The organism is Diaphorobacter caeni, from assembly GCF_015354245.1.
GTDB lineage: Bacteria > Pseudomonadota > Gammaproteobacteria > Burkholderiales > Burkholderiaceae_C > Diaphorobacter_A > Diaphorobacter_A caeni.
In genome coordinates this window covers 364,306-375,894 of sequence record NZ_JADKYZ010000003.1, presented here as the reverse complement: position 1 = coordinate 375,894, position 11,589 = coordinate 364,306, and the positions used below count along the sequence as shown (strand labels likewise).

Annotated in this window: 11 protein-coding genes; 7 read left to right on the top strand and 4 right to left on the bottom strand. The window is 63.8% G+C overall.

Translation table 11 applies throughout. The features are described from left to right. Positions 1-112 precede the first annotated feature (112 nt). Both ISG32_RS09395 and ISG32_RS09390 read left to right on the top strand, forming a co-directional pair. Complete coding sequence (locus ISG32_RS09395; protein ID WP_228529690.1) at positions 113-613, top strand: BON domain-containing protein; 501 nt, start codon at positions 113-115, stop codon at positions 611-613. Positions 614-665: 52 nt separating this feature from the next. Beyond that, positions 666-1,901 carry a PLP-dependent transferase gene (locus ISG32_RS09390; protein ID WP_194770750.1) on the top strand — a complete coding sequence of 412 codons (1,236 nt, stop codon included), beginning with the start codon at positions 666-668 and terminating at the stop codon, positions 1,899-1,901. A gap of 3 nt (positions 1,902-1,904) precedes the next feature. On the opposite strand, the gene ISG32_RS09385 is transcribed toward ISG32_RS09390, so the two are convergent. Then, positions 1,905-2,546, bottom strand: coding sequence for an arylesterase (locus ISG32_RS09385; RefSeq protein ID WP_194770749.1), 642 nt, complete (start codon positions 2,544-2,546; stop codon positions 1,905-1,907). A 47-nt stretch (positions 2,547-2,593) separates the two neighbouring features. Here ISG32_RS09385 and ISG32_RS09380 point away from each other — a divergent pair, with 47 nt between their 5' ends. Further along, complete coding sequence (locus tag ISG32_RS09380; RefSeq protein ID WP_194770748.1) at positions 2,594-3,304, top strand: ABC transporter ATP-binding protein; 711 nt, start codon at positions 2,594-2,596, stop codon at positions 3,302-3,304. A gap of 189 nt (positions 3,305-3,493) precedes the next feature. Here ISG32_RS09380 and sstT read toward each other — a convergent pair whose 3' ends face one another. Next, a complete protein-coding gene (gene sstT, locus ISG32_RS09375) occupies positions 3,494-4,702 on the bottom strand; it encodes a serine/threonine transporter SstT (RefSeq protein ID WP_194770747.1) in 1,209 nt (402 codons plus the stop codon). Between the two features lie 206 nt (positions 4,703-4,908). Beyond that, complete coding sequence (locus tag ISG32_RS09370; RefSeq protein WP_194770746.1) at positions 4,909-5,586, bottom strand: TetR/AcrR family transcriptional regulator; 678 nt, start codon at positions 5,584-5,586, stop codon at positions 4,909-4,911. 96 nt (positions 5,587-5,682) lie between these two features. Between ISG32_RS09370 and ISG32_RS09365 the strand changes: the two genes are divergently transcribed. The 4 genes from ISG32_RS09365 (at position 5,683) to ISG32_RS09350 (ending at position 10,231) form a co-directional block, all read left to right on the top strand. Next, positions 5,683-7,296 (top strand): 4-hydroxyphenylacetate 3-hydroxylase family protein, encoded by a 1,614-nt coding sequence (locus tag ISG32_RS09365; RefSeq protein WP_194770745.1) that lies wholly within the window; start codon positions 5,683-5,685, stop codon positions 7,294-7,296. A gap of 49 nt (positions 7,297-7,345) precedes the next feature. After that, positions 7,346-8,098, top strand: coding sequence for a 23S rRNA (guanosine(2251)-2'-O)-methyltransferase RlmB (gene rlmB, locus ISG32_RS09360; RefSeq protein ID WP_194770744.1), 753 nt, complete (start codon positions 7,346-7,348; stop codon positions 8,096-8,098). Between the two features lie 34 nt (positions 8,099-8,132). Beyond that, the gene (locus ISG32_RS09355) at positions 8,133-8,924 is read left to right on the top strand and encodes an SIR2 family NAD-dependent protein deacylase (RefSeq protein ID WP_407645040.1); all 792 of its coding nucleotides are present in this window, start codon (positions 8,133-8,135) and stop codon (positions 8,922-8,924) included. A 278-nt stretch (positions 8,925-9,202) separates the two neighbouring features. Further along, a complete protein-coding gene (locus ISG32_RS09350; RefSeq protein ID WP_194770743.1) occupies positions 9,203-10,231 on the top strand; it encodes a type VI immunity family protein in 1,029 nt (342 codons plus the stop codon). Between the two features lie 223 nt (positions 10,232-10,454). Here ISG32_RS09350 and ISG32_RS09345 read toward each other — a convergent pair whose 3' ends face one another. Next, entirely contained in the window at positions 10,455-11,294 is an 840-nt protein-coding gene (locus tag ISG32_RS09345) for an ankyrin repeat domain-containing protein (protein WP_194770742.1), read from the bottom strand. Positions 11,295-11,589 lie beyond the last annotated feature (295 nt).

Sequence of the window (11,589 nt, the reverse complement as noted above, 5' to 3'; positions counted from 1 at the left end):
CCATGGGTGCAAGGAATTGTCCTACAAGGATAGTTGTAACACGCGAACCCATGTCCGGCGCGGCGCGGCCTAAAGTGAAGGCTTCCTCATACAGACAGAGAGGTGTCTCTCCATGAAGTTCGCAAGCATGACCGAAGATCGCACATTCCTGACGCGTGGCGCCGCCGTGGCGTTGGCAGCCGCTCTCACCATGGGCCTTGCCGCCTGCGACAAGCAGCCGGGTGAGCCGACCGCAGGCCAGAAGCTCGACACGGCCGTGGCGAAGACCGAGGCCGCCGCCGACGAGGCCAAGCAAAAGATGGAAGCCGCCGCTGACGACGCGAAGGTGAAGATGGAAGCCGCCGCGAAGGATGCGAGCCAGGCTGCCCAGAACGCCGCCAGCACGGCCGGTGCCGCGCTGGACGATACGGCAGTCACGACCAAGGTGAAGGCCGCGTTCGCATCTGACCCGAACCTGAGCGCGGTGCTGATCTCCGTCGACACGAAGGATGGCGTGGTCAAGCTCTCGGGCCCGGTGAAGACGGCCGATGACGCGATCCATGCCGGCAGGCTGGCGCAGGCCGTCGAGGGCGTGAAGAGCGTCGTCAACGAGCTCAAGCCAAGCAACGGTTGAGTATTTTCCCAGTGAGGCGGCGCCCGGTCCGTGCGGGCGCTACCATCGGGGGATGACTCAAGCGCCATCCTCCCAAGACATCGTCACCGACCTGATTCACCATGGCTACGAAGCGCCCGGCGGTTTCGCCGCGCCGCAGCCACCGGTCTGCAAGGCCTCGACCGTGTTCTTCCCCAATGTCGCGGCGATGCGCGACTTCGACTGGAAGGACAAGTCCGCCTACACCTACGGCCTGCATGGCACGCCGACAAGTTATGTGCTCGAGGAGCGCATCGCTGCGCTGGAAGGCGGCCTGCAGTGCCTGCTGGTGCCCAGCGGCCTCGCCGCCATCGCGACGGTGTCGCTGTCGCTGCTCAAGCAGGGCGACGAGGTTCTCATTCCCGACAACGCCTACGGCCCGAACAAGGCGCTGGCCGAGGTGGAGCTCAAGCACTTCGGCATCAGCCACCGCTATTTCGATCCGCTGAACCCCGCCGATCTCGAGGCCAAGATCACGCCTGCGACCAAGCTGGTGTGGCTTGAGGCGCCGGGCTCCGTCACGCTCGAGTTCCCCGATCTGCTGGCGCAGGTGCGCATCTGCCGCGACCGCAAGCTGCTGTGCGTGCTCGACAACACCTGGGGCGCGGGCCTTGCGTTTCCGGCCTTTGATCTGCTGCGTGATGGCGGCAGCCTCGGCGTCGACGTATCGGTGCACGCGCTCACCAAGTATCCGAGCGGTGGGGGTGATGTGCTGATGGGTGGCATCACCACGCGCGATCTTTCGGTGCACATGAAGCTCAAGCTCACCCACATGCGCATCGGCTTCGGCGTGGGCATGAACGACGTGGAAGCCGTGCTGCGTTCGCTGCCGAGCATGGCCCTGCGTTATCACGCGCACGACAAGGTGGCCCGCGAACTCGCGCAGTGGATGGGCACGCAAACTGCGGTGGTGCAGGTGCTGCATCCGGCGCTGGCCGGATCTCCGGGTCACGAGCAGTGGAAGGCGCTGTGCTGCACGCCCGGGAATCCGGACGGCGCGGCCGCAGGTCTGTTCAGCGTGGTGATTGATCCGAAGTTCTCGCAGGAGCAGATAGACCGTTTCTGCGACAGCCTTCGGTACTTCAAGATCGGCTACAGCTGGGGCGGCCCGATCAGCCTCGTCGTTCCCTATGATTTGCCGAACATGCGCAGCCTGCCTTCTTCGGGCCTCAAGCAGGGCACCATCGTGCGCTTCTCGATCGGTCTCGAAGCCGCGCGCGATCTGCAGGCCGATCTGGCGCAGGCGCTCAAACTCGCCTTCGGCGCCTGAAGATCACTCCTTCAAAAGCGGCTTGAGCACCGGCCACACATTGCCCAGCAGGAGGGGCTGTGCGGTCGCATTGGGGTGAATCCGGTCCGCCTGAAAGAGGCGGGTCGGGTCCGCGTCATCGGCCACGCCCTTGAGCAGGAAGGGCACGAGCGCCGTGCGGTATTTCTTCGCCACGGCCGGAAACACTTCGCCGAACTGCTGCGTGTACTTGCCGCCGTAGTTCGGCGGCACCTGCATGCCGACCAGCACCACGGTAGCGCCGGCCTTCTGGGCCTGCTCGGTCATCCACGAGAGGTTGTCGTCGGTGTTCTTGAGCGGCAGCCCGCGCAGCGCGTCGTTGGCGCCGAGCTCCAGAATCACGTGCGTGGGCTGATGCGTTTTCAGCAGCGCGGGCAGGCGCGAACGGCCGCCGGAGGTGGTGTCGCCGCTCACGCTCGCGTTGACGACCCTCGCATCGAGCTTGTCGGCGGCGATCTGCTTTTCGAGCAGCGTGACCCAGCCCGTGCCGCGCGCAAGGCCGTATTCGGCGCTGATCGAGTCGCCCACCACCAGAATCGTGGCGGCCTTGCCTGGCGCAGCATGCGCGCCTGAAGCCCACGCGGCGCATGTGAGCACCATGCCCGCGATACAGTCTCGTCGATTCATCGCTTGATCTATCCTTTGTTGCCAGTCATTCCAGCCTGAGAGTGTCCATGACCGATTCCAGTTCCGCCCACGCAGTGTCCGCCACCGAGCCGATCATCGCCGTCGATCACGTCTTCAAGTCGGTGGAGGATTCGACGGGCTCGCTGGACATTCTGCGCGATATCGATTTCCGGCTTGCGCCCAAGGAGACTGTGGCCATCGTCGGCGCGTCGGGCTCGGGCAAGAGCACGCTGCTGTCGATCATCGCGGGTTTGGACACGCCCACCAAGGGCACCGTGCGCCTTGCGGGGCAGGAACTGTTCGCGCTCGACGAGGACGAACGTGCCGCGCTGCGCGGCCAGAAGATGGGCTTCGTGTTCCAGAGCTTCCAGCTCATGGGCAACCTCACCGCGCTGGAGAACGTGATGCTGCCGCTCGAACTGGCGGGCGATCGCAGCGCCCGCGCCCAGGCGCAGGAGATGCTGGCGCGCGTGGGGCTGGGCCAGCGCTTGAACCACTATCCCAAGGTGCTCTCGGGCGGGGAGCAGCAGCGGGTGGCGCTGGCGCGCGCCTTCGTCGTGCGACCGGCCGTGCTGCTGGCCGACGAGCCCACGGGCAGTCTCGACTTCGCGACCGGCGAGACCATCATGCAGCTGATGTTCGACCTCAACCGCGAGCAGGGAACGACGCTGGTGATGGTGACCCACGACCGGGCGATCGCGGCGCGCTGCGATCGCCGCATCGTCATCGAGGCCGGGCGCGTCGCCTCGATCGACTGAGCGACGGGCTCAGTGACCCGTGGCTCTGTGCAGTTTGCGTAACTCTTGAATTCGGCGCGGCCCAGGGAACTCGGCGCGGCCCAGGCGAGTGCAGCCGCGCAAGGGCCGCCCCGCCGCGCTGGCTGCGTCCCCCGCCCGAAACGCAAAGCGTTTCGAGAGCGGGGGAAGGCGCGAAGCGACTCAGGGGGATCAGCGTTCAGCCGCCATGCTGGCGGCGGCGGTGAAGATCACGTCGGTCGAAGAGTTCAGCGCGGTTTCCGTCGAATCCTGCAGGATGCCGATGATGAAGCCGATGCCCACGACCTGCATCGCCACGTCGTTGGAGATGCCGAACAGGCTGCAGGCCAGCGGAATCAGCAGCAGCGAACCACCCGCCACGCCCGACGCGCCACAGGCGCAGACCGAGGCGACGACGCACAGCAGCAGCGCGGTCGGCACGTCGACGTTGATGCCGAGCGTGTGCGCGGCGGCCAGCGACAGCACGCTGATGGTGATGGCGGCGCCCGCCATGTTGATCGTCGCGCCGAGGGGAATCGCGACGCTGTAGGTGTCCTCGTGCAGATTGAGGCGTTTGGCCAGCGCAAGATTGATGGGGATGTTGGCGGCCGAACTGCGGGTGAAGAATGCGGTCACGCCGCTCTCGCGCAGACAGGTCAGCACCAGCGGGAAGGGGTTCCTGCGGATCATGAACCACACGATGATGGGATTGATCACCAGCGCCACGAACAGCATGCAGCCCACGAGCACGATGAGCAGGTGCGCATAGCCCTTGAGCGCCTGCAGACCGGCATCGGCGAAGGTGGTGGCGACCAGCCCCAGAATGCCAAGGGGCGCGAAGCGGATGACGATCTGGATGATGCGCGTGACGGCATCCGACAGCTCCTGCAGCGTGCCGCGCGTGGTCTCGCTCGCGTGGCGCAGCGCCATGCCGAGACCCACGGCCCAGGCGAGGATGCCGATGTAGTTGGCCTCGGCGATCGCCTTGACGGGATTGCTCGTCACGTTCATCAGCAGATCCAGAAGCACTTCCGAGATCGAACCCGGTGCCTTGGCCGCATTGACCGGGACGTCCAGCACCAGCGTGCTCGGGAACATGAAGCTCGCCGCCACACCCGTCGCGGCCGCGGCCAGCGTGCCTACGGCGTAGAGGGCCAGCACTGGCTTGATCAGCGTGCTCTCGCCCACTTTGTGGTTGCTGATCGCGGCGATCACCAGCACGAACACCAGCACCGGCGCGACGGCCTTGAGCGCCGCGATGAACAGCGTGCCAAGAATCGAGAGCTGCGTGGCCAGCCCCGGCGCAGCGAGCGCGATGACGATGCCAAGAACCAGTGCGATAGCGATCTGGGCGACGAGGCTGGTGCGTTGCAACCAGCTCACAACGGGAGCGAGAATCATGATCGGCGAATCCATGCCAGAGCCGTGTCGCTTGTGGTGGCGCGGCAGTGGGTGGTCCAGTGGCAGCCGGAGGACTCCGAGTGCATCTGGAATGAAAAACACCGCGCGGATGGGGCGCGGTGCGGGCGGCACGGGGCCGAGGTGCAGCCTCCGTGTACCGTGATTTTACCGGGCGGGCATATTCCCCGCTGCCGGTCGGGTTCGATTCAGCGCGCAGCACGCACTGCGCGTGCCGCCAACTGCTGCAGATAGGCGGCAAACAGTTCGCTCGACTGCTGGCGGAACATGCGGATGCGGCCCGTGTGGCTCAGCACCAGCAGGCCCACCGCATGCGCGAACAGCGCGGTCACTTCCGCGAGCGCGTTCGCCGCGTCCATGCCGAGCTCCTGCAGAGCCGCTTCGACCGGTGCGAGCGAGTCGCGCAGCCGCTGGTTGAGCCGCTCGTTGAGTTCGGCCGTGAGACCGCGTGGCTGCATGCCCTGAAAGAGATAAAAGCCCAAGTCGAGATCGCGCGGGTTGTCGGCGTAGAACCGGAAGAACGCACTGGCGGAGGCGTCGAGACGTGCCTCGGCCTTCGAAGAAGAAGAAGGGGCGAGGGCGGCCTGCACCGCGTCGTTCAGCCGCTCCAGCGATTCGCCCAGCAGCGCAGCGTAGACATCCTCCTTGCTCGCGAAATAGCTGTAGATAGCGCCGGGCGTGTAACCGGCCTGCTTGGCGATCTCGCGGATGCTCGTGCCCTCGAGGCCGTGCTCGAAGAACACCGTGCGCGCGGCATCCAGCACATGCTGGCGCCGCGCGTCCGACAGCGTCTTCTGGCGCGTGGGGCGGGTGGCAGTGGGAGTCGGTTTGGTGGCGGGTACGGCGGCGGCGGCAGGTCTGGGCATGTCGCATTGTAGGGATTGTCGAATTTGCTGAACAGTGTTTAAATATTGAACGGTGTTCAATAACTCGTGCCAACCTCTACGATGAAGGAGACAACAATGCAGACTGAAACCCCCGCGCCGGACCGCGCCCGACTGATGAGTGGCGAGGAATACCGCGAATCGCTCAGGCGGCTCAAGCCCGTCGTCTACGTGGACGGGCAGCTCATCGACAGCGTGGCCGACGCGCCGTCGCTGCGCCCCGGCGTGAATGCGCTGTCGTTCACCTACGACTTCGCGCTGCGCCCCGAAGTGCAGCCGATGGCGCTCGCCACCCAAAGCAGCCGCAATCGCGTCGTCAACCGCATGCTGCACATCAACGAGTCCTCGGGCGACCTGCTCAACAAGCTCGAAGTGGTGCGCGTGATGTGCCAGGAAACCGGCTGCGCCCAGCGCTATCTGGGGCATGACGCGCTCAACGGCATCGCCCAGGCGGTCGCGCGCATCGACGACGCGCGCGGCGGCAGCGAGCATCGCGAGCGCTTCGCCGCCTATCTTGCCGATGTGCAGGATCGTGACATCGCCCTCGGCGTGGCGATGACCGACGCCAAGGGCGACCGCAGCAAGAAGCCGCACCAGCAGGCCAACACCGATGCCTATGTGCACGTCGTCAGCCGCGACGCCAAGGGCATCGTCATCAGCGGCACCAAGGCCATCGTGACCGGCGCGCCCTACATGCACGAGCTGCTGGTCATGCCCAGCCGCAACATGAGCAGGGAAGACGCGGACTTCGCCGTCTGCTGCGCGGTGCCGGTGGACGCCAAGGGCGTAACCATGGTCTCGCGGCCTGCGGGCCGGCCCGGCGACAAGCTCGAACATGGCGACGCGCTGTTCTCGCGCAAGTTCGGCCAGTCGACGGCAGTGGTCATCTTCGACAAGGTGTTCGTGCCCTGGGACCGCGTGTTCTTCGAGGGCGAATGGGAACTGAGCCATGTGCTGACCTACAGCTACGCCACGCACCATCGCCACAGCTGCATCGCGGCGCGCGCGGGCTTTGGCGATCTGCTGATCGGCGCGGGTGCGCTGATGTGCGAGGCCAACGGCCTCGATCCCGATGCGAAGAGCAATCTGCGCGAGCCCATGGTCGAGCTCATCAAGATCGTCGAGGGCTTTTTCGCCTGCGGCGTGGCGGCCAGCGTGTATGCGACGCAGGACGCGCACAGCGGCGGCTTCATGCCCGACGCGGTGTTCAGCAACATCGGGAAGCTGCTGCTGGCCACGCAGATCTACGACATGCATCGCCTTGCGCACGAAGTCTCGGGCGGACTGATCGTCGCCTTGCCGGGACCCGATGAAGACCACAACCCCGCCACCGCCGCGAGTCTGGCCGAGGTGCTGCGCGCCAATCCCGATGTGCCGTACGACAAGCGCATCGAGGTCGCGCGCTTCATGGAGGATCTGACGGCGTCCTATCAGGCCGGCTGGTATTCGCTGATCAGTCTGCACGGAGGAGGCTCGCCCGCAGCGCTCAAGCAGGAGATCTGGCGCAACTATCCGCTTGGCAACAAGGTCGATCTGGTCGAGCGCCTGCTGGACCGCGGCGTGCTGGCGGAGAGCGGCGAGCGTTCAATCACCCGCAACCGCCAGCCTGGCCGCTGCTGCGACACCGGCTGCACCACGCCGGGCCAGCCGGTGATGGTGCCGCTGCCGGAGTCCCGCAAGGGACGGCCGTGATTTCCTTGGTTGGCTGATAGGAGATACCCCGGCGCAGGATAATGGCGGGATGTCATCTTCCCCCAAAGTCCTGTTCGGCTTCCATGCCGTCGGCGTGCGCATGAAAACGGCGCCGCAATCGATCATCGAGGTCTACTTCGAATCCACCCGCCGCGACGCGCGCATGCGCCAGTTCGTGGACCGCGCGAAAGAGGCGGGCGTGCGACTGATCGAGGCCGATTCGCTGCGCATCGCCAAGCTCGCGGGCAGCCACGGCCACCAGGGCGTGGCCGCGCGGGTCCAGGAGATCGCGCAGGTGAAGTCGCTCGACGACCTGCTCGACCAACTTGAAGCGGATGGCGTGAAGAACCCGCTGCTGCTGGTGCTGGACGGCGTGACCGATCCGCACAACCTCGGCGCCTGCCTGCGCGTGGCCGACGGCGCGGGCGTGCATGCGGTGATCGCCCCCAAGGACAACGCGGCGGGCATCAACGCCACCGTGGCCAAGGTGGCCAGCGGCGCGGCCGAGACCGTGCCGTACTTCATGGTGACCAATCTGGCGCGCACCCTCAACGAGCTGAAAGAGCGCAACATCTGGTGCATCGGCACCAGCGGCGATGCCGACAGGACGATCTACGAGGTCGATTTGAAGGGCGCCGTGGCGCTGGTGCTGGGCGCCGAAGGCGACGGCATGCGCCAGCTCACGCGCAAGACCTGCGATCAGCTGGTGTCCATTCCGATGAAGGGCGCGGTCGAAAGCCTGAACGTTTCGGTCGCGAGCGGCGTGTGCCTCTACGAGGCGCTGCGCCAGCGCGGCGGCTGATTGCCAGGCGGGTGAACCAGCAAGGATCGTCAACATGAACGACGAAGAATCGACAGGGCAGACCGAGCAAGAAGAGTCCATGGCCGTCGCTGCCCAATGGGTGGCGGCGGCCAGAAACATCGTGGTGCTCACCGGAGCCGGCATCAGTGCCGAATCCGGAGTGCCCACTTTCCGCGACGCGCAGACCGGTTTCTGGTCGCAGTACCGTCCCGAGGACATGGCCTCGCAGGCCGGCTACCGCGCCAACCCCGCCATGGTCTGGCGCTGGTACGAATACCGGCGCGAACTCGTCGCCAAGGTGAATCCCAACGCAGGCCACTACGCGCTCGCGGCCTTTGAAGCATCACACAAGGCCGGCGCGTTCACTCTGGTCACACAGAACGTCGACGGCCTGCACCGCCGCGCGGGAAGCCCCGGCGTGCTGTGCCTGCACGGCGACCTGAACACCCAGAGCTGGCTCGACACCCCCAAGGACTGCTGTCACCTCGACCACGCCGAGGCAGGCGATCCACCGCACTGCGACCGCTGCGGCAATCTCGTTCGACCGGCCGTCGTCTGGTTTGGCGAGGCATTGCCTTACCGCGTCCTCGACGCCGCGCAAAAGGCTGCGGAGGCCTGCGACCTGATGCTGGTGGTGGGCACGGCCGGAGCCGTTTATCCCGCGGCGGGGCTGGCCCGCCTGGCTGCGCGCGTGGGCGCCAAGGTCATCATCGTGAACACCGCCCCCAGCGAACTGGACGACGCAGCCGACCTGATCGTCCGCGCGCCAGCGACGGTAGCGCTGCCCTGGATTCTGGGGACGAGGGAGACACGGATAGCGGCGTGAGGGTCGGGCGACGAGGCGGATGGGATTGAATGCATCGCTGCAGGGAACCGGTGCATTGAAGGGTCGTCGGTGTTGTTGGTGACGGAGGGGCTTTCTATGGGTGAAAACGCCCCACAAGTGACACTCGCCTGGCCGACGTTATTGCTTAAAATTTACCCTCAATTGCTACCATGGCGGCCATTGATGTTGCTCAGACTGGTGTTGCCAGGGCTTGGTGCTTGGTGTCAGACCGATTGCTTCGGTCCGTATTCCTTGACCCTTTATTTTGGAATTCCTGAATGTCTGAGGCAATTACGACGATCCCGGAACTTTTCCTTGATGCTGGATGCATACCGCTCATTCGCCCATCGCTTCGGTTTGAGATTTTTATTCCGTGGGCAGATGGCCGTGAGATGCTCGACGCTTATGACCACACAAGGGCCGCATTAGGCGATGCGTTGGGCTATGTCTCTACGGGTTCGGGCAGGTTCAGGAAGCTTACGTCCAAGCTGGATGCATCTGTAAAGACTTGGTTTGAAGCTCCGACACCCTATCCCCCGAAGGTGTATTCGCTTCACCTTCAAGGCGTTGAGTACGGTACCAGTGCGGCCATGCTCGCCATCGACTTTGTAGCGCGTACGCAGCCCGTTGTCACATTGGAGAGTCTACGCAATTGGCGGAACCCGGAGTTCCATCCGAACCTGCGCTGCTCGTCCGTTTCCATTTCATTTCCACTCGATCACCCTCTCGCAGAGCCAGATCGCTTTGTTGCGTGGCTTTGTGAGCTGGAGGCTTTGCAGGGGGCATTCATTTCCGGCAGTGCCGGCTATGGTTTGGAAGCTGAACTCCTCAATCCACCGTCGGACAGCAATCTGCTTGTACGCGAGCGTGTGGGGGCTCTGTTGAGCCGCTACCCAAGCCTTGATCTTGCGGGCATCTGGCTTGGCACAGGCACCCAACTGTACCGACGTGACCTTGATGATCCAGAGTTGCGTGAGCGTGGTGAGCCGCGAGCGTTCCTCAAGCGGGTCAACTGGCTGAACTTTCTGAGCGAAGGGCAGGTCCGAATGCTCGGGGGACTGACTGCACTGCGAACCAGACTGACCAACCCGGAAATCGGTGTGGTCGAGCTGCCCAAAGGCGTTCTGATCCGGGCGGGTGAGGCTCCGCAGATTGGGGACGTGACCACCGGAAACCTGCCAGCGGTATATCGGGAAGTGGCTGCGGTGCTACGGCCCGTGCGGTTGCCGAAGATCAACCCCTCAAGCCTGCTTGATTTCAGGGGAGAGCGGGCAATGCGATGGTTAGAAGCATTCGACATCCCTTGATCCAGGGTGTTTACGTGGAGTGCAGATATCAGTCCTACGTGACCGGCAGGACACGACCCATCATTGCGGACGACCGCCTTACCGTTGCTCAAACGACGGCTCCTTGCCGACAGTGACAGGCAGGACGCGACCCTGAGGAGTCTTTTAAAACTCACTACAAATAGCAAAATTCAGCTTACGCGTCTGCTCCGGGCTACCTTGATTTTGAGTGTCCAAAATATGGCTATATGCTCCGCAAATCGACTATGGGACGCGTGCGGTCGGATCCATTCCAGCGAACCGGTAAGTGTGCCTGCACAAATGCATCCACAATCTGCTGCCCCACGCGCTTCATATCCGCGGGTTCACCTTCTGGTGCGCCCCAAAAGCCCAGGGCCAAGTCGCTGCTCTTCTTAGCACGGTTTTGGTCTTGGCGGGTGTAAAAGCACATGCCGGTCAAACCCGCGTCCACACCGCCGCGTTTGATAAAAATGTCGCTGCAGTCATCGAAGGCGTCCTCTTGGGTTTGGCCGGCGTCTTGCAAGCAAATAATGCCTTGCGCGTCGAGCTGCTGAAAAACAGTTGCTATCTTTTGTTCTGCCGCCCGCCATTGCGCAGCCGACATTTTCTGCGACTCCGGCTCATCGTCTTCGTCATCCGGTACGGAATAGCCAGTCAGGCGCGACAGCAGGGCCTGCACCTCAGGCATCATGGCGTTTTCCACCACATGGATGCCATCTTTGCTGCGCACATCAGGCTGTGCACCAGCATCCAGCAAAAGGCGGACCACATCGACACTGGGGGAAAATTCTGCGGCCAGATAGAGCGCCGTCCGCCCCAAATCGCCACCGCTATGCTCCAAAGGGCTGCCCGCCTTCAACAGCATGTGCAGTACCTCCATGCTTTGGGCCAGCGGCGCGTTGTTCGTACCCATGGCGGCGCACTCCAAAGCCGTGAATCCATACGCATTGCACGCTGCTAAATCTGCGCCTGCGTCGATGAATTGCCGAGTCGCTTCCACATCGGCCGCCCTAGCTGCTTCAAAGATGTCCTCAGGCTGCGTTGTGGACTTGGCTTGGGCCATGGCTTTCCTCTCGGGGTCACTGCTTCCGACAAAGGATAGCAGCTTTGCACTTCTGGAATCGTTGGAGCACCTGGCCACGCCAATCAAAGTCTGCTTTTGGCCGATTGCGGTCCCACCACCAAGACAAAGTTACCGTTAAAAAATCTTCAATACACCTTCCAATTTCAATCGAAATTTGCAATGATGAAGCAATGGTTTGTCCATTATTTCAACGAATGAAACAAACTGGCGTTTGGCAGAAGCGGAAAGTGCATGTAGTTCGATCAGTGCCCCACTCGCGCTGAGCCGTAGCTTG